This is a genomic window from Enterobacter ludwigii (assembly GCF_001750725.1).
Lineage (GTDB): Bacteria > Pseudomonadota > Gammaproteobacteria > Enterobacterales > Enterobacteriaceae > Enterobacter > Enterobacter ludwigii.
The window spans coordinates 2,229,356-2,255,044 of sequence record NZ_CP017279.1; the positions used below are offsets into that span (position 1 = coordinate 2,229,356).

The 25,689-nt window shown below is 55.9% G+C and carries 22 protein-coding genes and 1 tRNA gene; 15 read left to right on the forward strand and 8 right to left on the reverse strand.

The genetic code is table 11. From position 1 onward, the window contains the following. Nucleotides 1-6 precede the first annotated feature (6 nt). Genes fliI through fliF form a run of 4 tightly spaced genes read right to left on the reverse strand, consistent with a single transcriptional unit; the run spans nucleotide 7 to nucleotide 4,724 of the window. Nucleotides 7-1,371 (reverse strand): flagellar protein export ATPase FliI, encoded by a 1,365-nt coding sequence (gene fliI / locus BH714_RS10565; protein WP_040017900.1) that lies wholly within the window; start codon nucleotides 1,369-1,371, stop codon nucleotides 7-9. Continuing rightward, nucleotides 1,368-2,072 (reverse strand): flagellar assembly protein FliH, encoded by a 705-nt coding sequence (locus BH714_RS10570; protein ID WP_040017901.1) that lies wholly within the window; start codon nucleotides 2,070-2,072, stop codon nucleotides 1,368-1,370. Before BH714_RS10570 ends, fliI begins: the two co-directional genes overlap by 4 nt. Next, nucleotides 2,059-3,045 (reverse strand): flagellar motor switch protein FliG, encoded by a 987-nt coding sequence (gene fliG / locus BH714_RS10575; RefSeq protein ID WP_025203742.1) that lies wholly within the window; start codon nucleotides 3,043-3,045, stop codon nucleotides 2,059-2,061. The genes BH714_RS10570 and fliG overlap by 14 nt, the downstream gene beginning before the upstream one ends. Further along, nucleotides 3,045-4,724, reverse strand: a complete 1,680-nt coding sequence (gene fliF / locus BH714_RS10580; RefSeq protein WP_040017904.1) for a flagellar basal-body MS-ring/collar protein FliF — start codon at nucleotides 4,722-4,724, stop codon at nucleotides 3,045-3,047. The genes fliG and fliF overlap by 1 nt, the downstream gene beginning before the upstream one ends. Before the next feature lie 264 nt (nucleotides 4,725-4,988). On the opposite strand from fliF, the gene fliE reads away from it, so the two are divergent. From fliE to BH714_RS10620, 8 genes are read left to right on the forward strand one after another with little or no spacing between them, the layout of a single operon-like run. Further along, entirely contained in the window at nucleotides 4,989-5,312 is a 324-nt protein-coding gene (gene fliE, locus BH714_RS10585; protein ID WP_040017905.1) for a flagellar hook-basal body complex protein FliE, read from the forward strand. Nucleotides 5,313-5,328: 16 nt separating this feature from the next. Next, on the forward strand, nucleotides 5,329-6,183 hold the full coding sequence (locus BH714_RS10590) for a CheR family methyltransferase (protein ID WP_025203739.1): 855 nt from the start codon (nucleotides 5,329-5,331) through the stop codon (nucleotides 6,181-6,183). Further along, complete coding sequence (locus BH714_RS10595; protein ID WP_025203738.1) at nucleotides 6,180-7,235, forward strand: protein-glutamate methylesterase/protein-glutamine glutaminase; 1,056 nt, start codon at nucleotides 6,180-6,182, stop codon at nucleotides 7,233-7,235. Before BH714_RS10590 ends, BH714_RS10595 begins: the two co-directional genes overlap by 4 nt. 12 nt (nucleotides 7,236-7,247) lie before the next feature. Further along, nucleotides 7,248-7,634 (forward strand): chemotaxis response regulator CheY, encoded by a 387-nt coding sequence (cheY, locus tag BH714_RS10600; protein WP_025203737.1) that lies wholly within the window; start codon nucleotides 7,248-7,250, stop codon nucleotides 7,632-7,634. 2 nt (nucleotides 7,635-7,636) lie between these two features. Beyond that, nucleotides 7,637-8,278: a protein phosphatase CheZ gene (gene cheZ / locus BH714_RS10605; RefSeq protein WP_040017906.1), complete on the forward strand. Its 642-nt coding sequence runs from the start codon at nucleotides 7,637-7,639 to the stop codon at nucleotides 8,276-8,278. An 18-nt stretch (nucleotides 8,279-8,296) separates the two neighbouring features. Then, nucleotides 8,297-9,442, forward strand: a complete 1,146-nt coding sequence (gene flhB, locus BH714_RS10610; protein WP_040017908.1) for a flagellar biosynthesis protein FlhB — start codon at nucleotides 8,297-8,299, stop codon at nucleotides 9,440-9,442. Next, nucleotides 9,442-11,535, forward strand: a complete 2,094-nt coding sequence (gene flhA, locus BH714_RS10615; protein WP_040017909.1) for a flagellar biosynthesis protein FlhA — start codon at nucleotides 9,442-9,444, stop codon at nucleotides 11,533-11,535. The genes flhB and flhA overlap by 1 nt, the downstream gene beginning before the upstream one ends. Further along, on the forward strand, nucleotides 11,532-11,942 hold the full coding sequence (locus tag BH714_RS10620) for a flagellar protein FlhE (protein ID WP_040017911.1): 411 nt from the start codon (nucleotides 11,532-11,534) through the stop codon (nucleotides 11,940-11,942). Before flhA ends, BH714_RS10620 begins: the two co-directional genes overlap by 4 nt. A gap of 131 nt (nucleotides 11,943-12,073) precedes the next feature. Here BH714_RS10620 and BH714_RS10625 read toward each other — a convergent pair whose 3' ends face one another. From BH714_RS10625 to BH714_RS10635, 3 genes are all read right to left on the reverse strand, one after another. Further along, nucleotides 12,074-12,745 carry a class I SAM-dependent methyltransferase gene (locus BH714_RS10625; RefSeq protein ID WP_040017912.1) on the reverse strand — a complete coding sequence of 224 codons (672 nt, stop codon included), beginning with the start codon at nucleotides 12,743-12,745 and terminating at the stop codon, nucleotides 12,074-12,076. 89 nt (nucleotides 12,746-12,834) lie between these two features. Further along, nucleotides 12,835-14,040, reverse strand: a complete 1,206-nt coding sequence (locus BH714_RS10630; RefSeq protein ID WP_040017913.1) for a conjugal transfer protein TraF — start codon at nucleotides 14,038-14,040, stop codon at nucleotides 12,835-12,837. Nucleotides 14,041-14,380: 340 nt separating this feature from the next. Then, a complete protein-coding gene (locus BH714_RS10635; protein ID WP_025203729.1) occupies nucleotides 14,381-14,761 on the reverse strand; it encodes a tail fiber domain-containing protein in 381 nt (126 codons plus the stop codon). A gap of 576 nt (nucleotides 14,762-15,337) precedes the next feature. Between BH714_RS10635 and mtfA the strand changes: the two genes are divergently transcribed. Further along, nucleotides 15,338-16,135: a DgsA anti-repressor MtfA gene (gene mtfA, locus BH714_RS10640; protein WP_014170764.1), complete on the forward strand. Its 798-nt coding sequence runs from the start codon at nucleotides 15,338-15,340 to the stop codon at nucleotides 16,133-16,135. On the opposite strand, the gene BH714_RS10645 is transcribed toward mtfA, so the two are convergent. Beyond that, nucleotides 16,132-17,343: an MFS transporter gene (locus tag BH714_RS10645; RefSeq protein WP_040017915.1), complete on the reverse strand. Its 1,212-nt coding sequence runs from the start codon at nucleotides 17,341-17,343 to the stop codon at nucleotides 16,132-16,134. The genes mtfA and BH714_RS10645 overlap by 4 nt on opposite strands. Before the next feature lie 138 nt (nucleotides 17,344-17,481). Here BH714_RS10645 and BH714_RS10650 point away from each other — a divergent pair, with 138 nt between their 5' ends. The 6 genes from BH714_RS10650 to BH714_RS10675 all read left to right on the forward strand — a co-directional run bounded on the left by BH714_RS10650 (nucleotide 17,482) and on the right by BH714_RS10675 (nucleotide 25,688). Further along, entirely contained in the window at nucleotides 17,482-19,224 is a 1,743-nt protein-coding gene (locus BH714_RS10650) for an IucA/IucC family protein (protein WP_040017916.1), read from the forward strand. Then, nucleotides 19,224-20,171, forward strand: a complete 948-nt coding sequence (locus tag BH714_RS10655; protein WP_040017917.1) for a GNAT family N-acetyltransferase — start codon at nucleotides 19,224-19,226, stop codon at nucleotides 20,169-20,171. Before BH714_RS10650 ends, BH714_RS10655 begins: the two co-directional genes overlap by 1 nt. Next, nucleotides 20,168-21,910 (forward strand): IucA/IucC family protein, encoded by a 1,743-nt coding sequence (iucC, locus tag BH714_RS10660; protein WP_040017918.1) that lies wholly within the window; start codon nucleotides 20,168-20,170, stop codon nucleotides 21,908-21,910. Before BH714_RS10655 ends, iucC begins: the two co-directional genes overlap by 4 nt. Next, nucleotides 21,907-23,232 carry a lysine N(6)-hydroxylase/L-ornithine N(5)-oxygenase family protein gene (locus BH714_RS10665; protein ID WP_020883310.1) on the forward strand — a complete coding sequence of 442 codons (1,326 nt, stop codon included), beginning with the start codon at nucleotides 21,907-21,909 and terminating at the stop codon, nucleotides 23,230-23,232. The genes iucC and BH714_RS10665 overlap by 4 nt, the downstream gene beginning before the upstream one ends. Nucleotides 23,233-23,258: 26 nt before the next feature. Continuing rightward, nucleotides 23,259-25,448, forward strand: coding sequence for a TonB-dependent siderophore receptor (locus BH714_RS10670; protein ID WP_014170770.1), 2,190 nt, complete (start codon nucleotides 23,259-23,261; stop codon nucleotides 25,446-25,448). Between the two features lie 164 nt (nucleotides 25,449-25,612). Further along, nucleotides 25,613-25,688 (forward strand) — tRNA-Asn (locus tag BH714_RS10675). Nucleotide 25,689 lies beyond the last annotated feature (1 nt).

Below are 25,689 nucleotides of genomic sequence, written 5' to 3' on the forward strand. Positions count from 1 at the left end.
CCACGATTACGCGTTTAGGTTGGGAAAAAGCCCGCTGAGGGCGCGGACCGCCTCTTCATAGCCGCTGCGCTCGTGGATCGCCTGGTGGAGAAACGCCTCCAGAGAGGGGTAGCGCTCGATAGCCTGATCGAGTAAAGCGTCGCTTCCTTTCACGTAAGCCCCCACGCTCACCAGATCGCGGTTACGTTGCCAGGCAGAGAGCAGCTGCTTGAAGCGCTGCACCTGGCGGTACTGCGCGTGCGGGATCAGCTCGGTCATGGCGCGGCTGATGGAGGCTTCAATATCGATAGCCGGATAGTGCCCCGCCTCGGCCAGACGACGTGACAAGACAATATGACCGTCGAGGATCGCACGCGCTGAGTCGGCAATCGGATCCTGCTGGTCGTCCCCTTCCGTCAGTACGGTGTAGAACGCGGTGATAGACCCGCCCCCCTTCACCCCATTACCGGTACGTTCCACCAGCGCGGGCAGACGGGCAAAGACGGACGGCGGATAGCCTTTCGTCGCGGGTGGCTCACCAATCGCCAGCGCCACCTCACGCTGCGCCATGGCATAACGCGTCAGAGAATCCATAATCAGCAGCACGTTCAGGCCGCGTTCACGAAAATCTTCCGCAATGCGGGTGGCATAGACGGCGCCCTGCATGCGCAGGATCGGTGATACATCGGCCGGTGCCGCCACCACAACCGCCCGCAACAGCCCCTGCTCGCCCAGGATGTTCTCAATAAAATCTTTTACCTCACGGCCACGCTCGCCAATCAGTCCGACCACGATGACATCCGCGGTGGTGAAACGTGCCATCATGCCGAGCAACACGCTTTTGCCCACGCCGGAACCGGCGAAAAGCCCCATACGCTGGCCCCGTCCGACCGTTAAGAGGCCATTGATTGCGCGTACGCCTACATCGAGCACCGTTTTAATCGGGTCGCGATGCAGCGGGTTTAACGTGGGCGTAAAAAGCCCGGCGGTCGGTTTACCCGGTGCCGGACGACCATCCAGCGGCCGGCCCTGTGCATCCAGCACGCGACCAAGGAGGTGCGGGCCCACGGGCAGTTGCTTGCCGGTATGGCTGTCTGTCTGCAGCGCGTAGATGCGTGCCCCCGGCAAAATGCCGTCGACATGTTCAAGCGGCATCAGATAGAGCGTCTCGCCGTTAAAGCCCACCACCTCGCTTTCTACCGCAATGATGCCTTTCTCAGTCTGCCGCTCGACAATACAGAGCGCACCGATGGGCAGCTTCAGCCCTACGGCCTCCATCACCAGCCCGGTGGCACGCGTTAACTTGCCGTACTGACGGTAATCGGGTACCTGAGTCAGTCTCTCCTCGACCCGATCAAGCGTTGATAACCATGTTTTTAACTGCTGGCTCATTGCGAGAGTTCCTCTCGCGCCAGCTGACAGAGCGCCTGCCAGCGTGTTTCCATGCTGGCATCCACTTCAACATCCGGTGAAACAACCCGACAACCGCCGGCTGCCAGCTGCGCGTCACGATGAAGCGTCCAGCCCATCGCCGTGAGCGTCTCGCCCAGCGCCTGTTCAACCGCCGGAAACTCTTCCGGGCTGACGTACAGCTGGAACGTGCCATTCAGCAGCGGATCCTGCTTCATGAGGGTGCGGATTTGGGTAACCAGCGCGTGGTTATCCGCAACACGGATCGAGCCATACAGCTGCTGTACTGCCGTCAGTGACAGCTGGACGAGGCGACCCGGGATCAGGCTGTCGAGGTTTTCCAGCGACAGTTTGAGGTTGCTCACCCACTCCCCGGCCTGGCGCAGCAGCGCCTGCTGCTCGACGCGCGCCTGTTCGACTCCCTGTGCAAATCCAGCGTCACGGCCCTCTTTTAGCCCAACTTCATAGCCTTGTTTGCGGCCCTCTTCCTGCCCCTGCTGTTGTCCCTGAGCAAATCCTTGCTGCTCCGCCTGCTTACGCAGGCGCGCCAGTTCTGCCTTCAGCTGTGCATCCGACTGGGTGTTATCCAGCGTTGGCAGGGGGGGCTCGGCAATATCACCGAGCAGGTTCTCCGGCTGCCAGCTGCGCCATCCCTGAGCGTTGTTATCATTAAACGTAGGCATCGTCGCTGCCTCCAATCAGGATCTCGCCGGACTCGGCCAGACGACGCACCACGTTGAGGATCGTCTTCTGTTCGGCCTCGACCTGAGACAGACGCACCGGCCCGCGAGAGGCCAGATCGTCGGTCATCAGCTCGGCCTGCCGACGGGACATGTTGCGGAAGAACTTCATACGCAGCGGTTCGTCTGCCCCTTTCAGCGCCACGATAAGCGTCTCGCTTTCGATTTCCTGCAGCAGACGCTGAATGCTTCGGTCTTCCACATCCACCAGGTTTTCGAACAGGAACATCTCGTCGATGATTTTCTGCGCCAGCTCGCCGTCGAATTCGCGCACCGCTTCAATAGCAGCCTCTTCCTGCTGAGATTTCATCAGGTTGAGAATTTCGGCTGCCGGACGTACGCCGCCCATCTTGCTGCGTTTGAGGTTTTGCCCATGCAGCAGGTTATTCAGCACCTCTGTCAGCTCCTGCAACGCGGCAGGCTGTACACCACCGAAGGTCGCGATACGCAGCATAATGTCGTTACGCTCACGATCGTCGAACTTGCCCAGCACATCCGCAGCCTGATTACGTTTAAGGTGCACCAGAATGGTGGCGATAATCTGCGGGTGCTCCTCGCGAATAAGATCGAACACCGCCTGCGGATCCATAAAGTTCAGTGTCTCAATACCGTTGGTTCCCTGATGGGTATCCAGCAGATCTTCGAGCAGCGACGAGGCGCGCTCTTCGCCCAGCGCCTTCACCAGCACGCTGCGCAGATAGTCGTTGGTGTTAAGGCTCAGCGCGGCATACTCACTGGAATCGTTCTTAAACTCTTCCAGCACCGCAGCCATCTGATCGTGGGTAAAGCCCGCAATATTGACCATGGAGGCGCTGATCTGCTTTACCTCGTGGGCGTTGAGGTGTTTAAACACCTCCGCAGCGAGGACATCTCCCAGCGTCAGCATGACGATGGCGCTTTTTTCTGAGGCATTCATTATTTTGGCTCCTTACTCATCCACTGACGAATAACCAGGGCGATCACGCGTGGCTCCTGCTCCGCCAGCTCACGCAGCTGTTGACCATTGAGTTCGGTATCCACCCGCTGCTGCGCGCGGTCGCGCATCTCTTTTTCGGCAGCACGCTTTTTCGCTGCCTGTTGCTCTTCGCGGGCCTCTTTCTCCATCTCCAGACGGCGAATCGTCGTTTCCTGATGACGGATCCAGGCCGGCTGCACCAGCTTGCGCCACATAATCCAGGCGATAATCGCAATTACCAGGTAACGGGCAATCGCCATAAGCAGCGTGTAGAAACTTTCCTGCTCCCAGAATGGCGGTACTGGCTCTTCCACCACGCCATTAAAGGCTGAGTTGAGAATGTTGACGCTGTCACCGCGCGTGGCGTTATAGCCAATCGCCTCTTTCACCAGCGCATTAATGCGGGTGAGCTCCGCCTCGCCGATCGGTCCCGGCTTGCCCTCTTCGCCCTGCGGTAAATGGTTGATAACCACCGCGACCGAGAGACGCTGGATACGTCCGGCATTGGATTTGGTGTGGGTCAGCGTGCGATCCACCTCAAAGTTCGTCGTTTCATCACTGCGGTTGTTATAAGGCTGCGCGGGTTCATTGCTGCTCCCGGTGCCTGCGGCTTTCTCTGTTTTGTCATCCGCGGGTGTGTTGAGCGGCTGCGTGATCGGCGCGGTGGCCGGGGCGGGCGGCGTATTACTCAACGCTCCCGGCACGCCTCCTGCGCCACGGCGGTTACCTTGTTCTGCGAGGCTTGCCTGGCGGCTGCGGATTGCCATCTTTTGCGGATCGGCATTTGGCTGATACTGCTCCTGCGTCTGCTCCTGCTCGGTGAAATCAATCTGCGCCGTCACCTGTGCCCGAATGTTTTCATCCCCCACCAGCGGTGCAAGAATGCGCTGGATACGCTGCTGATAGTCGCTCTCAATTTCATTGGTGTATTTAAGATGCGCCGTTTGCAGACCGCGCAAGCCGCTCTGGGTCAGAAGATTGCCGCGCTGATCGACAATGGTGACGCTCTCGGCGGCCAGCCCGGTAACCGCGCTGGAAATAAGATGGGTAATGGCGACCACCTGGGCATCATCCAGAGTACGTCCCTGGAGCAGATTGACGGTGACCGATGCGGTCGGTTTTTTCTGTTCGCGCACAAACATCGACGGCTTCGGCGTCGCCAGATGGACGCGAGCACTCTGAATGGGTCCGAGGTTCTCAATAGTGCGAGCCAGTTCTCCTTCCAGCGCACGCTGATAGTTCACCTGCTCGGTAAACTGGCTGATGCCAAACTTTTCCTGATCCAGCAATTCAAAGCCTACCGAGCCGCCTTTTGGCAACCCCTGCTGGGCCAGCTTCATGCGCACCTCATGCACCTGCGATCCCGGTACCATGATGACGCCACCCGGCGTGTCAATTCGGTAAGGGATATTGAGCTGCGTTAACTGCGCGACAATCGCACCGCCCTCTTCATCACTGATGTTGCTAAACAGCACCCGGTAATCCGGCTCTTTTGCCCAGAACATCAGGGCGATGATGACGGAAAGCGCCGCGGCGCCGCAAATCACCAGCAAGAGTTTCGGGCTGCCGCGCAATGCGCTCAGCATCGATTTAATTCGCTCTGCGGGATTATTCGTTAATTCATTTAGTGTGGCACTCATGCCGTATTCCTGTATGAAATAGCACGCATCAGCGATGCGCGTCAGCTCACGTAATTCGCGAGAGTGATGTCGACGATTTCAAAAATATAAGAATTTTCAGGCGGGCATTATCGTCTGAAAGGCATTTTTTTTAAGGATAAATAAGCTCAAAGTTCTGTCGGCTTATTGGATTTTCTGACGTTTTTATTCACGTGTTAAGCTGTCGACGTTTAAAAGATGTGCAACCAACACCCGTTTTTTATCTCTTCAATCAGGAATTGAACAATGTCAGCAACTTTAATGCGTGGCGTACTCGATCAAATTCAGACGCAGACGCAGCAGGTCAGTGGCCCGTCGAACCTGCGTAAAACCTCGCACGGCGACATGCCCTCGTTTTCTGATGCGTTATTTAACAGCATTAATGAAATAAATAAAACGCAGGTCGATGCGAAAACCAAAACACAGCAATGGATGTCCGGAAGTAGCGATATCGGCCTGAATGATGTAATGCTGGCAATGCAGAAATCTTCTATTTCATTCAGTTTTGGCATGCAGGCGCGGAATAAAATGATCGGCGCCTATCAGGAAATAATGAACACCCCGGTTTAAGGCCAATCCACTTTCTATGAGTGAAATTAACAGCATTCCTGCACGCTTATCCCTTAATACGCTCTCTTTATCTGACAGCGAATTACAGCGTGTCGGCAAATTAATTTATAAGCGCGCGGGAATTGTCGTCAACGCCCAAAAGCGAGAGATGATTTTTAATCGTCTCTCGCGTCGCGTCCGTACGCTGGCGTTCACCAGCTTCAGCGAGTACATCGGCCTGCTTGAATCGCATTCAGAACATCCGGAGTGGCAAAACTTTATTAATGCGCTCACCACTAATCTGACCTCCTTTTTCCGCGAATCCTATCACTTTCCGATTCTGGCGGAACATGCGCGCACACGAGGCAACGGCTATCGCGTCTGGTGTACCGCCGCGTCTACCGGCGAAGAACCTTGCTCTATCGCCATAACGCTGGATGAGAAACTGGGGGCCGCCATCGGCGGGCCGCGCGTGTGGGCGTCGGATATCGACACTGACGTGCTGACCAAAGCGGAAGCCGGTGTCTATCGCCTGAGCGATCTGGATTCCCTGACGCTGGCGCAAAAGCGCCACTATTTTCTGCGTGGCGCAGGGGATAACAGTGAGTGGGTCAAAGCGAAGCGGGAACTGCTGTCGGCTATCCATTATCAGCAACTTAATTTGCTGGATGAGACGTGGTCCGTACCGGGTCCCTTTGACGCCATTTTTTGCCGCAACGTCATGATTTATTTCGACGCGACGACCCAGCAGCGTCTGTTGCAGCGTTTTGCCCGCTTACTTAAGCCGGGCGGTCTGCTGTTTGTGGGCCATTCAGAACACTTTACGCATTCACATATTCCGCTGCGCCTGCGCGGGCAGTCGGTATATGAACTGACGGAGACAATACGGTGAGCCCAATTCGCGTGCTGGCGGTCGATGATTCAGCCCTGATGCGTAACATGCTAAGCGCGGTAGTGAATCAGCAGCCTGATATGGAAATGGCAGGAACAGCGCCGGATGCGTTTATTGCACGTGAGCTGATCAAACAGCTGAATCCGGATGTGCTGACGCTGGATATTGACATGCCGCGTATGGATGGGCTGGAGTTTCTCTCCCGCCTGATGCGCCTGCGCCCCATGCCGGTCATTATGATCTCCTCCCTGACCACGCGAGGCTCAAAGGCCACCCTGAGCGCGCTTGAACACGGTGCGGTCGACTTTCTGCCTAAGCCGGAACATCGCGCCGCAGAAAACATTGAGAGCTGGGGCCAACAGGTGGTCGAGAAGATCCGCATTGCCGCTCGCGCAAAGCTGAACCTGCGCAGTCAGCGCACTCGTCCCATACTGGCCGGAATACCTGTCCGCCAGCAAAGCATTATTGCAATAGGCTCATCAACGGGCGGTACCGAAGCCCTGCGTCAGGTTTTGATGCCGCTTCCCGTCAGCACCCCGGGGATCGTTATCGCCCAGCATATGCCATCAGGGTTTACTCACTCGTTTGCCCAACGCCTTGACTCCTTGTGCCAGATTGCCGTGCGCGAAGCGCAGGACGGTGAGCCCGTCTTGCCCGGCACGGCCCTGATAGCGCCAGGCGATCGGCATATGGAAATCATCGGCCAGGACAATGGCTATCGGGTGAGGCTCAGCGATGCGCCCGCGGTCAACCGCCACCGTCCGTCGGTGGATGTTCTGTTTGATTCAGTGGCCCGTCAGGCCAGCAAACATGCCAGCGCCGCGCTCCTGACCGGCATGGGCGCCGATGGCGCGCGTGGTCTGCTGCATTTGCGGCAAACCGGTGCGTTTACGCTGGCGCAAAGCGAAGCAACCTGTGTGGTCTTCGGTATGCCCCGCGAAGCTATCGCCCTCGGCGGCGCGAAAAAGGTCGTCGACCTTGACGATATCAGCCAGTGCCTGCTGGACAGTTTTCATTATAAAAATGCATCCACAAAGGATGTCAGACGTTAAGGAGTTTCACCCATGTCAGATAAAAACCTGCGTTTTCTGGTGGTGGACGATTTCGCCACTATGCGACGCATCGTACGTAACCTGCTGCAGGATCTGGGCTACAAGCACATTGATGAGGCCGAAGACGGTCAGGATGCGCTCAACAAACTGCGTGCCAGCAATTTCGATTTCGTAGTAAGCGACTGGAACATGCCGAACGTCGACGGACTCGAGCTGCTTAAAACCATTCGCGCCGATGCCGGCATGGCAAAACTGCCCGTGCTCATGGTCACCGCTGAAGCGAAAAAAGAGAACATTATCGCGGCCGCTCAGGCGGGTGCGAATGGTTACATCGTCAAGCCTTTCACCGCCGTTACGCTGGAAGAAAAGCTGGGCAAAATCTTTGAAAAACTCGGGTAACGATGATGAGCACCCCGTTAAATATGCAGGCGGATAACGCCAAAGATATCTTTTTACGTATCGGACAACTGACCCGCCTGCTGCGCGACAGCATGGCCAACCTCGGGCTGGAGCAGGCTATCATGGAGGTGGCTGACGCGTTCCCTAACACACGCGACCGCCTGAACTACGTGGTAGGTAAAACCTCTCAGGCCGCCGATCGTGCCCTCACCAGCGTAGAAGTGGCGCGTCCACTTCAGGAAGGGTTAAGCGAGAACGCGTCACAACTGACCGAACGCTGGGATGCATGGTTCGAGGAGCCACAGCCGCTTGACGAGGCCCGTGAACTGGTAAAAGCGACCCGTACGTTCTTGCACACCGTGCCGGATATCACTCAGCAGACCAACCGTCAGTTAACCGAAATCATGATGGCTCAGGATTTCCAGGATCTGACCGGCCAGGTACTGCAAAGCCTGATGCAGGTTATCGAGACGGTAGAAAAAGAGCTTATCAGCGTTCTGGTTGAGAACATGACCGAGCGCGATGCCGATGCTGAAAACGGTGACGATCATCTGAAAAACGGTCCACAGATTGATACCAGCGTGGAAGGTATTGTCGCCTCGCAGGAGCAGGTGGACGATTTGCTGGAGTCACTCGGCTTCTAATCACGCCGGGCTTATGCCATGTCAGAAGAAAACGACAGCGAAAAAACAGAAGACCCCACACCCCACCGAAAGCAAAAAGCGCGTGAAGAGGGCCAGGTTCCCCGCTCGCGCGAGCTGACAAGCCTTTCCATGCTGCTGGCAGGATGGGGGTTGCTGCTCGTGGGCGGAAATTACCTGGCAACGCAACTGCAGCATTTGCTGCATAACGGCTTAACGTTCGACCGGCTGCTGGTCAGCGATCCTCAGCATATGTTGCACCATGCGGCCGCGTTACTGGGAATGGCGTTTCTGGCGATCCTGCCGTTCGTCGGCGGGCTGTTTATTACTGCCCTCGTCACGCCGTCAATTATTGGCGGCCTGAATATGAGTGCCAAAGCCATCAAATTTAACCTTAAGAAGCTCAACCCCCTGAGCGGCATTAAGCGTCTGTTCTCCGGCCAAATGGTGTCGGAAATGGTGAAGAGCATTCTGAAGGTTTTGCTGGCGGGGATCGGTGGCGGGCTGTTTTTGTGGTTGAACAAAGCGAAGTTTATCAACCTGATTTTTGAACCTTTGGGCATGGCGCTTGCGGATATCAGCGCCCTGCTGATTGGCTGCATGCTGGTCATTATTTTATCGCTTATCCCGATGGTGGCCTTCGACGTGATTTACCAGCTCTGGAGCAACTTCAAGAAGCTGCGCATGAGCCTCAAAGAGATCAAAGACGAATTCAAAAATCAGGAAGGCGACCCGCAGATCAAAGCACGAGTCCGCCAGCTGCAACGTCAGATGGCGCAGCAAAGAATGATGACCGATGTTCCCACCGCCGATGTGGTGGTGAACAACCCGACCCACTATTCGGTGGCCCTGAAGTACCAGGAGGGAGCAATGGGCGCCCCGATGGTGGTTGCCAGCGGCAGTGGGCTGATTGCCCTGCGTATTCGCGAGCTGGCCGAAGAGAACCGGGTTCCCATGCTGGAGGCACCGCCACTGGCGCGCGCCCTGTATCGCCATTGTGACCCGGGCACGCCGGTTCCCGCCGAGCTGTATAGCGCGGTGGCCGAAGTGCTGGCCTGGGTTTATGGCCTGAAGCGCTGGCGTAAAGGCTATGGCTCACGTCCGCTGACACCTAAAGATCTTCCCGTCCCCGCGACGATGGATTTTGTACAAGAGAGTAGAGAGTGATGGCCAATATCGCCACCAAGTTACGATTACCCAACATGAAGGAAACCCAGTGGCAAGTGCTGGCCGGGCCGGTATTGATCATGACCATCCTGGCGATGATGATCCTGCCGCTGCCCACCTTTGTGCTGGACCTGCTGTTTACCTTCAATATCGTCCTGGCGATCATGATTTTGCTGGTCGCCATGTTTACCCAGAACACGCTGGAGTTTTCCGCTTTTCCTACGGTCCTGCTGTTCTCGACCTTGCTGCGCCTGGCGCTAAACGTGGCCTCCACGCGTGTGATCCTGATGAACGGTCATACCGGTTCCGAAGCGGCAGGCCAGGTAGTGGAGGCCTTTGGTCACTTCCTGGTGGGCGGCAACTTCGCCATCGGGATCATCGTCTTTGTCATCCTGATCATCATTAACTTTATGGTCATCACGAAAGGTGCAGGACGTATCGCAGAAGTTGGTGCTCGTTTCTCACTGGACGGAATGCCGGGTAAACAGATGGCAATTGACGCCGATCTTAATGCCGGATTGATTGGAGAAGACGAAGCCAAACGCCGTCGTAAAGAGGTCACACAGGAAGCTGATTTCTACGGCTCGATGGACGGTGCCAGCAAGTTTGTGCGCGGTGATGCCATCGCGGGACTGTTGATTATGGCGATCAACATCATCGGCGGACTGGTGATCGGCGTCATGCAACATGATATGACCGTGGGTCTGGCAGGTGAAACCTACACCCTGCTGACCATTGGCGATGGGCTGGTGGCGCAGATCCCCGGGCTGGTGATTTCTACCGCCGCAGGGGTGGTGGTGACCCGCGTGGCAAACGATCAGGACGTGGGTGAGCAGATGGTTGGCCAGCTGTTTACCTCTCCGCGCGTGATTGTTCTCGCCGCAGGCGTCATTGGAATGCTGGGCATGATCCCCGGAATGCCGAATTTTGTCTTCCTGCTGTTTACCGTGACGTTACTGGCCATCGCCTGGTGGTTGCGTGGCCGCGAAGGTGAGACGAAAAAATCCAGCACGGCGCAGGCAAATTCAGACATTACCGACGCCGAGGTGGCCCAGGTGAACGAAGCCACGTGGTCCGACGTACAAATGGAAGACATGCTGGGTCTGGAAGTCGGTTACCGACTGATTCCAATGGTGGATCATGAGCAGCAGGGCCAGTTGCTGACACGTGTGCGTGGGATCCGCAAGAAATTTGCCCAGCAGATGGGCTTCTTGCCTCCTGCCGTGCATATTCGCGATAACCTGGATTTGGCCCCGACGCATTACCGCATTCTGCTCAAAGGGGTCAATATTGGCCACGGCGAGGTACAACCAGACCGCTGGATGGCGATCAACCCAGGCTGTGCCGAGGGTGAAGTGCCTGGCACGCCGTGCACGGAGCCGACCTTTGGCCTCCCGGCGCTGTGGATTGACGAAGTCCATCGCGAACTGGCGCAGACGCTGGGCTACACGGTCGTCGACCCGAGTTCAGTCGTGGCGACGCACCTCAACCATCTGATCAGCACCCATACCGACGAGCTGTTTGGTCGTCAGGAGGCGCAACAGCTGCTCGACCAAATCGCCAGACAGTCGCCGAAGCTGATTGAGGATCTGATCCCGGCGGTCATTAGCCTCACCACCCTGCATAAAGTGCTGCAGAACCTGCTTTCAGAGCGTGTGCCAATCCGCGACATGCGCACCATTATTGATACGCTGGCCGAGTTTGCCACCGCGCAAAGCGATGCTGATGAGTTGACCGCCCGCGTACGTGCGCGCCTCTCTCGTGCCATTACGCAGCAATGGTTCCCCGGCGAGGACGATATTCAGCTGATTGGCCTTGATCTCTCGCTGGAGCAGTTGTTGATACAGGCCACCCAGAGCGGCAGCGCCATCGAGCCGGGGATTGCCGAAAACCTGATGAAACAGACAGAAAAAGCGCTGCTGCATCAGGAAGGATTAGGCGCACCGCCGGTACTGCTGGTGAACCCCGCATTGCGGCTGATGCTGTCGCGTTATCTGCGCCGCATCTTCCCTCAACTGGCGGTGCTCTCCAGTCAGGAGATCAATACCCAGCGTAACGTGCGTATGACCTACCTGATTGGAGGCAAAGGATGAGTAAACCGTATCTGGCGGGACTCCTTCTGATCTCGCCGTGGGCGCTGGCCGCCAGCGGCAGCTGGAGCAGCGAGAGCTTTGGCGGTACGATGACGCGCGGCCAACAGTCCGTAAAAAGTAAACCGCTCCATAGCCCTTCTCCCCTTCCTCCTGAGGCACGCGCGACGACTGTTCACTGGAAGATAAAAACGGATGGCCTTACGCCTTCAGGATTGCGTATTCGACTGTGCAACGCGGCACGCTGTGTGAGATTAGCCGGGTGGGCGGGAGAAATGCCCCTCCCGGCCGGGATTGCGCCAGAAGGACCGTTTCGGTTTGAATATCATGCCTCTGAAGCAGGGACGCTTCGTTCCCCGTTGACCATACTGAGCAATCAGTTGACGGTGAATTATCACTCCAGCCATTAAAAAAGGCTTTACCGGCGAGCCGGTAAAGCCTTTGTCCGTTTAGAACGCGACGCGGAAACCAACGTTCCCCTTAATATAATGGTATCCACGCATATCTTTTATCGGTAAAAAGACAATTCACTGAAATTAATTCACCGGTATGCGGCCTGTTTTTTATTCGCAGCCTTAAACAGGGCGACTTTACCTTCTACTTTAATGTCAACCTGATGAAAAGCCTCTGACAGGATCGTCTGCAACTCCTCGATATTGTCGGTTCTGTTAGAAAATATGCCTTTTTTGTTATAAACGGTCATCAGTTTACGCCCGAAAGCGTTATGGCCGATATCGTCGCCGAGGATGGTCGCGCCAAACAGGCAGCCTTCATCGGTTAATGCAGTGGCAGCGTTGCGGATAACCGGGGATTTATCTTTCATCGTGCCGGGCAGGCAATGAAGCAGATAAAACAGAGAAACAGAATCAAACTGGTCATGCAGATGAGATGGAAAAGGATTGAAAACATCATGAAGAATAGATTCTTTGATCCTGTCTCTGCCCACGCGAGTATTTGCCGCATCGAGACTTGCTCTGTTTAAATCCAACAAAGATACAGTGCAAAGGGACGGGGCATAATTCAGGTAGAACCCCGTTCCCACCCCGATATCCAGATGATGATTTCTCATGTTGTTTCTGAAATACGGAATAAGATGACGCTCTGTGGCGCATTTCCAGGCGTAGCGATTTGATATGTTTAACACCCACCAGTCATAGAATTTCAATGCGAGCGGTGTATAAACTTTTATTCCATCATTTGTTTCTTTTTTCACGTAAACCACCTGAAATAATAAATGGCAGAAGTAGGGTAAATCATGATGATGACAGCTGAAAAAAGGCCACTCCCGTGGCCTTTATTCGATCAGAAATGGAACGTAAATTGTGCAACACCGCCAATCGTGCGATCTCGCCCGGCCATAGCCGTTAAATCAAACTGCATGGCCTCTCCGGCGGATAAGCCAACCCCACCGGTGACAACACGACGATCGTTACCGCGCATATCCAGCCGGTAGCCCGCCCGCAATTGCACCCAGTCCGCCGCACGCAGTTCTGCCCCAAAGGCTGCATACTGGTTTTTATCGACATACTGGAAATTGCTCACCGGGGTGAGGTCGATATCTGCACTCAGGGTTACGCGCTCGTTATTCCAGGCCGTACCAGCCGTCAGCTCGGGACGAATGATAAACGCCGGCTGATAACCGTTGATTTCACGCGTTTTCACTTTGTTTTCAAACAGGTTCTGCGCGGAAAGGGCTACCATCCACTCTGGCGTGACGGAGGCAAAAAAGCCTGCGTCAATATTGGCGCTCATCGTTTGATGCTGCCAGTTGCCGTCGCGCAGATCCGATGAATCATAATTATTAATGGCGACGTTATAGTTCCAGGTTTCAATACGCTGGATTTTAGGCGTGATCCCAACACCCACCGGCAGTTCGCCGAGCGTAAAAGGATGCGCAACCGTCACGCCATATTCCGTCACCAGCGCCGCCATGCCTTCCGCACGGGAAGTGAGTTTATCAAGGTCATCTTTTCCCGGAATGATAATACCTTTGGCGACATCATCCAGATAATCCAAATCAGACTGGCTGACCAGGGCGCGTGCATGCCCTTTCGCCCAGCTGTTGACGGATAAGGCCACCGGTAATTCGTCATCCGGCACCGCCAGCACCATGCTTAACCCCAGGCTCGCATAGGCATGTTCACCCGCCAGGCCCGCTACGGTATCAGCCAGTTTGCCAGCAGCTTCCGCCTCATTGCCACTGCCTAGTGCGTTTTCCAGGTTATCCCATGCCGTCGTTACGTCATCAAAACCATCAATCAGATTCGCCGGATCGCTGGCCTGCGCACCGATTGACGGTGCAATCAGGCTTATTTTATCCTGCTCGCGAGAGGTCGCCAGCAGCGCCGGGTTGGTCAGAGGGGCAGCACCGAAGTGTGCCGATGCAACACCGACCCCGCCCATGGCGGAGCTACGTGCGTCAAAACCATTGCTGGACGCGCTGGCGTAAGGAATTGCCGCAATCAGACCTGCGGCAATGAGAGACTGTGTGAGTAATTTATTATCCATAATTCCCAGAGAAATAATCTTATCAATATAGCGTTCAGGATGTCATCATTCGACGAGGTCGATAATTTGGTGAAAGAGATGACTCTCCTGGCGAGACAAAATGGGTCTTTTTCAGAATATCAATAAGTTCATTATTTCAAATGGGCAATAAGATAAAACTAATGCACGTAATAGGTCGCTTCCGGAAATTAAAAGAGGAATAAATTCTATCTCTTATAACACACTCAGATCTGTCGGCTTTTTCCGGCATTCACCCTGTTACTCATCAAAAGACTGTCTTTTTTACGCAACACAAGAAATGCCCGCAATGGTTACACGGCGGGCGTACACCAAAAACCGACTAGTTTGCTTTACGTGCACATTGGGCGACGTCTGCTTTCAGCGCGTTGATTTCATTCTGCTGCTCACGTACGGCTTCAATCAATGGCGCGACAAGCTTTTGATAATCAACCTGTTTTATTTCACCTTTAGTTTTAACCAGCTCCGGATACACCTTCTCTACATCCTGAGCAATTAAGCCGACATCCCCTGTTTTATCCTCTTTCCAGGTATAAGAAACGCCTTTCAGTTTGAGGATTTTTTCCAGAGAATGATCCAGTGGCTTGATATTTTCTTTCAGATTTTCATCGCTGAAAGGGCAACATGGCGCACCAACATCAGCCCATGCAACGGAGGAAAAAAGTAAAGGAACAGCAACGAAAGCGATTTTTCTGAACAGCATATATTCTCCATTAATATACGTAGCGCGTTAGCACCGTGAATTATCAGGTAGAAATAATGGGTATCAACAACATCGTTTTGCTGACCGTCAAACCATAGCAATAAAAATGCCGCCACTCTATAGCATCAATATTCCTTTAAGCGTACATAAATGACGGCTTTTAATACGTTATAGTGAAGCCTTAAATAGAGGACGTTTTGTGTATTTACGATGAATCAATAAGAGTTTCCGTAGAATAAAATTGCCTGCTAAATACTTACACAAATAATAATAAACCTCTTTAGCATTGACCGTGCTTCAGAGGAAAGCGTCTCACCTGTGAGACAAAGTAAAGGCAACGACAGGCGCAGAGAACGTTCATTGCGCTTACGCTTGACGACCAGAGTCACAAAACGAACGTCAGTTTTTCAAAGCACTACCCACTCCGTGACCTAAATGATAACGTGCATGCAGAAAAGGTGTAGGATCCCCTCCACATCTCTCCTGTTTGGAGTTGCCCTGGTGGCAGAATGTCTGGCATTTTAACAGAACCTTACCTTCCCCTTTTGTTCAAGTGACGAGTTTGCGAGCAAAGCGATGATTAAGTGGCCCTGGAAAACGAATGACGCTGGCCGAAATATGGCGCTGCCGTGGGATGAAGCGCTGGCGATCCCTGTTCTGGCTAATCTTCAGCCGGATGAACAATCAAAACTGGTTCAACTGGCGGATCGCTTTTTGCAGCAAAAACGTCTGGTTCCGCTGCAGGGCTTCGAGCTGGATCCCCTGAAAAACGCACGTATCGCCCTGCTTTTCTGTCTGCCGGTACTGGAACTCGGTATTGAGTGGCTGGATGGCTTCCATGAAGTACTCATCTACCCTGCACCGTTCGTGGTGGACGATGAATGGCAGGACGATTTCGGCCTGGTGCATAACCAGCGGGTGGTGCAGTCCGGGCAAAGCTGGCAGCAAGGACCGATCATCCTGAACTGGCTTGATATTCAGGACTCGTTCGACGCATCAGGCTTTAACCTGATCATTCACGAAGTGGCGCATAAGCTGGATACCCGCAACGGCGATCGTGCCAGCGGTGTACCGCTGATCCCGCTTCGTGAGGTTGCAGGTTGGGAACACGATCTGCATGCGGCAATGGATAATATCCAGGATGAGATAGATCTGGTGGGCGAAAGTGCCGCCAGCATCGATGCCTATGCGGCAACCGATCCTGCGGAGTGCTTTGCGGTGCTGTCAGAATATTTCTTTAGCGCGCCTGAGCTTTTCGCCCCCCGTTTCCCGGCCCTGTGGCAACGGTTCTGTCAGTTTTATCAGCAAGACCCTCTGCTGCGTCTGCGGCAAAATGAGGATCCTGCCGGCAATTCATCTCACCAGCTCCATTAAGACGGGTCGACATGGGTACGATTGACCGCCCGTACCCATAAGCTCATCACCAGAAACATCAGCGCCATCACCCAGGCGGCCTGCGTTAAAAATACCTCGCCAAATAAACGCGTGACGACAGGCACCAGCAGCGCACTCAGGCCGTAGCCCAGCGTGTGGCTGGTGGCAATCACTCCCGCCCCTTTTCCGGTGGTCAGCCGTTCATTCAGCAGCAGCTGGTATCCCGGCGTCGCCATGGCGGCTCCCAGCGACGTCATGACAATTCCCACGTAGAACAACACCAGACCGGCAATACACATTAGCCCCAGTCCCGTCACCATCAGTACCGCGGCCAGGCAGAGCAATGTCACCGGGCTGAAATGCTGCGGACGGACCACCAGAAATTGTGCAGCGAGCGTTGCCAGCGCGGCCAGACTCAGCAGCAGCGCGACATGATGACTCACCTCTCGCGGGTTACCCTCCAGCAGAGGGCTGAGATGCGGTGACAGGCCAAGCTGCATCAGGCTCACCAGTGCGGCCAGAAGCAACGCCAGCACAAGGTACGGCAGCATTGAAACCTGCACACGCGTCGCCTGATGCGCGACCGGCGGCAGCGGCGGATCGGCGACCTCTCGAAGGACCAGCAGGAGAGCAATAAACGGTGCAATCGCCATCAACCAGAGGGGTGCCACCGGATTGACGCTAAGCATCATCGCCGCCAGCGGCGGCCCCAGCAGACGACCGCAGCTGAGGCCGGAGCTAATGGTCGCCAGCGCGGCCATGCGTTTATCCAGACCCGCGCGCTGGATGGCCCATGTCTGAGCCGCGGGCACCAGCCCTGAGACGGTCAGGCCGTACAGCGTACGCGAGAGGATCAGGCCCGCCAGCCCCCAGACAGCACTCATCATCCCGCTTGCCATCGCCCAGACCACCAGCGCCATCACGACGAAACTTGCCAGATAGCCACTTAGCGAGGCCAGCATCACGACCTTGCAGCCGTGTCGCTCGCTCTGGCGTCCCCACCACGGCGATGCGGGTAAAAAGAGCATGGAGCCGAACATTAACAGCCCCGCCCAGACGGAAAGCGATAACCCGGTCAGGGTGACCAGTTGCGGCAGCATGACCAGCAAACCGTTTTGCCCAATACCTAACAATCCGGCGCATAACGCCAGTGGCCAGTTCGCTTTCGGGGTGAGGTTTTCCGTCAGTGTTTCAGGGTAAGTGCGCATGAGAATGTGAACATAGTGTCAATAAATGTGTGGAAATCATGAAGTTTATGAAAACAAATATTGCAAAAATAGTTGCGACTGTAAACAGAATGCATATCATAACGATAATTATTATCAATCATGGAATGAGGTACACCTATGCGTACTCTGCCCCGCTCCGCCGGTACAGACGTTGCGGCCCAGTGTTTTTTGAACGCCCTGTTGCGTGAAACGAAGGACTGGCGCTATCTCCCCGCTACCGTTGCGGATGAGCTATCGCAGATTCATATTCCGCTCTCTTCAACCCAGGCCATTCGGGTTCCGGTACGCTATTTCTCTTCAACTCAGCATCATCAGTATCACTTTCCGGCGACGCTTATCCAGCGCGACAGCGACAGCGGTGACGCCGTCACTTTCACGCAACTGATTGACTTAATTCTGGAAAAGCCTTCAGTTAAAGGCTCACTCGATACCGAGACGCTGGCTCGCTTTAAGCAACGCGCCCTTGAAAGCCATGCCCACACCTGGCAGGCCATAGATTTGCGCCACAACTGGGCAAACCTGCGTGACAAACCGCTGAATTTTGCCCAAGCAGAACAGGCGCTGCTGGTGGGACATGCGTTTCACCCGGCCCCCAAATCTCACGAGCCGTTTAACGAAAGTGAAGCGCGCCGCTATTTGCCTGATTTTGCCTCCCGCTTCCCGCTGCGCTGGTTTGCGGTTAAGCGTGAATTGATTGCCGGCGACTGCCTGGCCGTCTCTCTTCGCGAACGCCTGCTGCGCTTCGCAGCGCAGAGTGCCCCTGAGCTCCTCGGTCACTTCACCGATACCTGCTGGCTGCTGCCGATGCATCCGTGGCAGGCCGAGCATCTGCTGGGTCAGGCCTGGTGCCAGCGTCTTGTGGCTAACGGCGACCTGCAGGATTTGGGCGAAGCGGGCGCGCAGTGGCTGCCCACCAGCTCCTCGCGCTCGCTGTACAGCGAAACCAACAGCGACATGATCAAGTTTTCCCTCAGCGTGCGCCTGACCAACTCCGTGCGCACGCTGTCGGTGAAAGAGGTTAAACGCGGTATGCGCCTGGCGCGTCTGGCTAAGACAGCGCGCTGGCAGACCTTACAGGCACGCTACCCGACCCTGCGTGTTATGCAGGAAGACGGCTGGGCGGGGCTGCGTGATGAAAATGGCGTCATCCAGGAAGAGAGCCTGATGGCCCTGCGCGTTAACCTGCTGTTTGAGACGCCAGACAGCCAGACCAACGTACTGGTGAGCCTGACGCAGGCGGCACCGGACGGAGGTGACAGTCTGCTGGTTGCGGCGGTACGTCGTCTGAGCCAGCGCCTGGATTTACCCCTCGCCGAGGCTGCGCGCTGCTGGGTGCAGGCGTATTGCGATCGCGTCTTACTTCCGCTGTTTAGCGCGGAAGCGGATTACGGCCTGGTTCTGCTGGCGCACCAGCAAAATATCCTCGTTGAGATGCAGCAGGATTTCCCCGTCGGGCTGATCTACCGCGATTGTCAGGGCAGCGCCTGGACTGAAGGGGCCGATGAATGGCTAAAAGAGGCGGGTGAACATGATGTGGAAAACCGTTTTGGCGAAAGCCAGCTGCTGCGCTACTTCCCCTACTACCTGCTGCTGAACTCAACGCTTGCCGTGACTGCCGCCCTCGCCGCCGCCGGTTTCGACAGCGAAGAGAGCCTGATGGCGCAGGTGCGTGACGCACTGGCCGAATTACGCAAAACAGCGAAACAGACCCGCTGCCTCGACTACGTGCTCGACAGCCCAACCTGGAACTGTAAAGGCAACTTTTTCTGCTATCTGCACGATCGCAACGAAAACACCATCGCCGATCCGGCAGTGATCTATTTCGACTTTAGCAACCCGTTTTACAAGGAGAAGGCGTGATGGCAAACGCGAATATCGTCCATTCTGGCTATGGCTTTCGCTGCACCGCAACGGAGAACACTCTGCCCCTGACGTTAGGTCTCGACGGCAGCGCAGTGCTTGAGCGCGTGGGTGGTATCCCGGAAGGTTGGTTAGTCGACGCGCTGGATCAGCTATTTATCGCCGCGCCGGCACTGACCGGCGTCACGCTCCCCTGGTCCGCCTGGCAGGATGAACCGCAGGCGCAGGCGCTGTTTACGCTTGCCAGCGGGGATTATCTGGCGCGCGAAACGTTCTGGCAGTTGCCTCTGTGGCTGCAGGGAGAACGGCCCCAGAACCACGGCGGCATGCAGTTCGATGAAAGCCGTCAGCTTTACTTCCCGCTGCGCCCTCACCGCCCGCAAGGTGAAGTCTATCGCCGTTACGACCCGCAGATTAAACGCACCCTGAGTTTCCGCGTGGCCGATGTGGCGCAGGACGGCGAACGTTTCACCCGCTGGATGAACACCCCGCGCGTTAACGCCTTCTGGGAGATGGCCGGCCCGCAGGCGGAGCAGGAAAATTACCTGCGCCGTCAGCTCGACTCGACCTATTGTTATCCGCTTATCGGCTGCTTTGATGACCAGCCGTTCGGCTACTTTGAAATTTACTGGGCGGCGGAAGACCGTATTGGCCGTCACTATCGCTGGCAGCCGTTTGACCGCGGCCTGCACATGCTGGTTGGGGAAGAAAACTGGCGCGGCGCGCAGTATATCCGCAGCTGGCTGCGCGGTCTGAGCCATTATCTGTGGCTGGATGAGCCACGCACAACACGCATCGTTGCCGAGCCGCGTTTCGACAACCAGCGCCTGTTCCGCCATCTTTCGTCTGCCGGTTTCGAAACCGTGAAAGAGTTCGACTTCCCGCATAAACGCTCGCGCCTCATCATGAACCAGCGTCACCGCTTCTTCAGCGAGGTGGGACTGTGAACGTGTACTGGCAGAAAGTGAACCGCGACATGGTGGCGAAAATCCTCGCCGAGCTGGAATATGAACGCACCCTGAGCGCCCGGCAGCTGGCAGACAATCGCTGGCAAATCACCATGGGCGCGGAGACCTGGCAGTTCCAGGCCACGCGCGGGATCTGGGGCTGGCTGCATATCGACCCCGAGAGCCTGACCACCGTCAGCGGTAACGCAGTGGACGCAGAAACTGCACTGCTGCAGCTTGCGACGGTATTGGAGATGAGCGACGCGCAGACCGCGGAGCATCTGGAAGATCTCTATGCCACGCTGCGGGGTGATATTCAGCTGTTACAGGCGCGCGAAACGCTGGATGCTGACGCGCTCATTCATCTCGACCCGGACGAATTACAGTGCCTGATGAGCGGCCATCCTAAGTTTATCTTTAACAAGGGGCGGCGCGGCTGGGGGCTGGATGCGCTACGCCAGTATGCCCCGGAATACCGTGGCCGTTTTCGCCTGCACTGGGTCGCCGTGCAACGTGCGCACCTGGTCTGGAGCAGCGATGTTGATTGCGATATCAATACCCTGCTGGCGAGCGCCATGGATAACGCCGAGCGCGCCCGGTTTGATGCCCGCTGGCAGGCGCTGGATCTTGATGATAACTGGCTGCCCGTGCCGCTGCATCCGTGGCAGTGGCAACAAAAGATTGCTGTCCATTTCCTGGCGCAACTCGCGCGCGGCGAAATGGTTGAGCTGGGCGAGTTTGGCGACGAGTACCTGGCGCAGCAATCGTTGCGTACTCTCACCAATGCCAGCCGCCGCGCGCCGTTTGACATCAAGCTGCCGCTGACCATTTACAACACCTCCTGCTATCGCGGTATTCCGGGTAAGTACATTGCCGCTGGCCCGCTGGCCTCACGCTGGTTACAGCAGCAGTTTGCCAGCGATGCCACGCTTATTCGCTGTGGCGCGCAGGTGCTTGGCGAGCCCGCGGCCGGGTATCTTTCCCACCCGAGTTACGCCGCGCTGCCGAAAGCGCCTTACCGCTATCAGGAGATGCTGGGGGTTATCTGGCGCGAAAATCCGTCCTGTTATCTCCAGCAGGGTGAAGAAGCGGTGCTGATGGCTGCGTTGATGGAGAGCGATAACGCCGGACGCCCCTTGATTGACGCATGGATCGCCCAATCCGGTTTTGCCGCTGAAGCCTGGCTGGAAAAGCTCTTTGACGCGACGGTCATCCCTTTCTATCACCTGCTCTGCCGCTATGGCGTGGCGCTTATCGCCCACGGCCAGAACGTGACGCTGGTGATGAAAGACGCCATCCCGCAACGCATCCTGCTGAAAGATTTCCAGGGGGACATGCGCCTGGTGGATGAAGATTTCCCGCAGGCAGCAAGCCTGCCTGAACAGGTGAAGTCCGTCACGGCGCGCCTGAGTGCGGATTACATCATTCACGATCTGCAAACCGGTAACTTTGTCACGGTGCTGCGGTTTATTTCACGCCTTACCCTGCAAAGCGGCGTCAGCGAAACCCGTTTCTACCAGATCCTGGCCGAGGTATTGCGCCGCTATATGGCCGCGCATCCCGATCTCGCCGAACGCTTTGCGAAGTTTGATCTGTTTAAGCCGCAAATTATTCGCGTGATCCTCAACCCGGTCAAACTGACCTTCTCCGAACACGACGGCGGCAGCCGCATGTTGCCGAACTATGTCACCGATCTTGATAACCCTCTTTTTCTGGTCTCCCAGGAGTCAGCGCAATGAAAACGTATGATTTCATCGGCATTGGTATTGGCCCGTTTAACCTCAGCATCGCCGCACTGGCTGAGGGACTGGACGGTTTTAGTTCACTGTTTCTTGAACGCAAGCCGCATTTTTCCTGGCACCCTGGCATGATGGTGCCGGACTGCCATATGCAAACCAGCTTCCTGAAAGATCTGGTGAGCGCCGTGGAACCCACCAATCGCCACAGTTTTCTTAACTATCTGGTGCAGCGTAAAAAGTTCTATCGTTTTCTGACCACCGAGCAGCGTACCGTTTCTCGCGAAGAGTTTGCCGATTACCTGTGCTGGGCCGCGGAAAATCTCACTAACCTGTCCTTCAGCCAGCAGGTACAGCAGGTCAGTTTTGATGAAAAAAACGGTCTGTTCGACGTGGTGACTCAGCGCGATCGCTTCCTGGCGCGTCACGTCTGCGTAGGAATTGGCAAACAGATTAACCTGCCTGACTGCGCTCCGGCGCAGGATGACAGCTGCTTCCACGCCAGCGAGATGATGCTGCGCACGCCGGACTTAGCGGGCAAGCGCGTCACCGTCGTCGGCGGAGGTCAGAGTGGTGCAGATCTGTTTCTGAATATCTTCCGCGGGGAGTGGGGTCAGCCACTGAGCCTGAACTGGGTTTCCCGACGCAACAATTATAACGCGCTGGATGAAGCGGCTTTCGCCAACGAGTATTTCACGCCGGAATATGTAGACAGCTTCTCCACGCTTGGCGAAGAGGCGCGTCGTCAGATGCTGCACGAACAGAAGATGACCTCCGACGGCATCACCACGGAGTCTCTGCTGGCGATTTATCGCGCCATGTATCACCGCTTCGAAGTGCTGCGGGAAAAACCGTGGGCACACCTCCTGCCCTCTCGCTCGGTCACCGCGATCGCGCAGCAGGAGAACGGCAAGCGCCTGACGTTACAGCATCACCTTGACGGTGGCCGTGAACAACTTGATACCGACGTGGTGATTTTCGCGACCGGCTATCGCACCGTGCAGCCTGCGTTTCTGGCACCGCTCTCCCATCGCCTGCGTCTGGACGCCGACGAAACCTTCTGCATCAACAATGATTTCACCCTTGAATGGGACGGCCCGCAGAGCAACCGCCTGTTCGCCGTGAATGCCGGGATGCACCGTCTTGGCATTGCCGAACCCCAGCTCAGCCTGATGGCCTGGCGCGCCGCGCGAATTCTGAATCGCGCGCACGACGACGAGCCGTTTGAGCTGGCCACCACCCCTGGCGTGATCCACTGGCGAAGCACTCCCCGCCCGGACAGCAGCCAGGTTTATCAATCTTTAGCAAGAACCACCGAGTACTGACACACACATTCAGGAACTACATAACAATGAAACGTTCTCATCTTTGGGTTTTAAATCCTTGCTTGCTTGCAATGCTTTCTACCTCTGCGTGGGCGGAAGAACAAAAGGAAGAAAATATTGTTGTCTCCGCCAGCCGCGCGCACCGCAGCGTGGCGGAGATGGCGCAGACTACTTGGGTTATTGAGCGTGCTGAGATTGAACAGCAGGTTCAGGGTGGAAAAGAGATTAAAGAGGTGCTGGCGCAGTTGATCCCGGGCATGGACGTCAGCAGCCAGGGCCGCACCAACTACGGTATGAACCTGCGCGGCCGCTCGATGATGGTGATGGTGGATGGCGTGCGTCTTAACTCGTCCCGCAGCGACAGCCGCCAGCTTGACTCTATCGATCCGTTCAACATTGACCGTATCGAAGTGATCTCCGGCGCCACGTCCCTCTACGGCGGCGGCAGCACCGGCGGTCTGGTGAATATCGTGACCAAAAAAGGCCAGCCTGATACCGAAGTGGAGTTCCAGACCGGAGCAAAGAGTGGCTTTAACAGCCATAACGATCACGATGAGAACGTGTCAGCCGCGGTGAGCGGCGGCAACGACAATGCCTCTGGCCGGTTGTCAGTATCGTATCAGCGCTACGGCGGCTGGTACGACGGCAAAGGCAACGAGGTGATTATTGATAACACCCAGACCGGATTACAATATTCCGACCGTCTGGATGTGATGGGAACAGGCACCCTCAACATCGACGATCACCAGCAGCTGCAGCTTACGACGCAATACTACAAGAGCGAGTCTGACGGGAAGCACGGCCTGTTCCTCGGGGAAAACTTCTCCGCGGTTACGGGTGATGCCAAAGCCTACAATAAAGGCAACCTGAACTCTGACCGCCTGCCGGGCACAGAGCGGCATCTGATTAACCTGCAGTACTCCAACACCGATTTCTGGGGCCAGGATCTGGTCGCACAGATTTACTATCGTGACGAAAGCCTGACCTACTACCCGTTCCCGACACTGACCAAAGGCGTGGTGAGCAGCATCGGTGCGTCGCAGCAGAAAACCGATTTTTACGGCGGCAAGCTGACGCTGAACAGCAAACCGATGGATGATTTAACGCTGACCTGGGGTGTGGATGCTGACCACGAAACCTTCGACGCTAACCAGCAGTTCTTCAATCTGGACAAAGCGGCAGCAAGCGGCGGTATGGATCTGGAGAACGCCTATAACGTGGGCCGTTACCCGGGTTACAGCATTACCAACCTCGCCCCGTTCCTGCAGGCCAGCTACGACATTGATGCCATTACCCTGAGCGGCGGCGTGCGCTATCAGTACACCGAAAACAAGGTGGATGACTTCGTTGGTTATACCCAGCAACAGGCCATCGCTAACGGGAAAGCCACATCGGCTGATGCGGTACCGGGCGGGAAAACCAATTACAACAACTTCCTGTTCAACGCCGGGATCCTTGGCCGTCTGACCGAACAGCAGCAGCTGTGGTTTAATTTCTCCCAGGGCTTCGAAATTCCGGACCTGGCGAAGTATTACGGCTCCGGTACCTACCAGCTTGTCGACGGGCACTATCGCCTGCTGAACAGCGTGAACGTTAACGACTCGACGCTGGACGGCATTAAGGTTAACGCGTATGAGCTGGGCTGGCGCTACACCGGCGATAACCTGCGCACGCAGGTTGCGGCGTATTACTCGCTCTCGGACAAAACCATCACCATCAACAAGACGGACATGACCATCAACCTCGAAGACGACAAGCGTCGTATCTACGGGATTGAAGGCCAGGTGGACTATTTCTTCACCGACAGCGACTGGAGCACCGGCGCGAACTTTAACGCCATTAAGTCTGAAACCCGCGAAAACGGTAAATGGGAGAAGCTGACTGTAGACAGCGCCAGCCCGTCGAAAGCCAGCGCCTGGGTCAACTGGGCACCGGGCGACTGGACCCTGCGCGTGCAGAGTACGCAGACCTTTGACGTGTCAGATGCCGACGGTAAGAAGATCGATGGCTATAACACGGTCGACTTCCTGGGCAGCTACGACCTGCCGGTGGGTAAAGTGAGCTTCAGCGTGGAAAACGTGCTGGACAAAGACTACACCACCGCCTGGGGTCAGCGTGCGCCGGGGCTGTATAGCCCAACCTACGGTGCACCAGGTCTGTATACTTATAAAGGCCGTGGCCGTACGTTTGGTCTGAACTACTCCGTACTGTTCTAATCCTGCGCGCCGCCTGCGGGCGGCGCAATTTACTGTGTAATTTCAGCGCGAATTTGCTATAAAATCAGCGATTTGCTGAAATTGTCGGCAAACGAACGAAAAGTGCGTTTTCCCCCTTTGACAAGACGAACTGAGGTCGATACTATGCGCCTCGTTCACACGATTCCTCTGTAGTTCAGTCGGTAGAACGGCGGACTGTTAATCCGTATGTCACTGGTTCGAGTCCAGTCAGAGGAGCCAA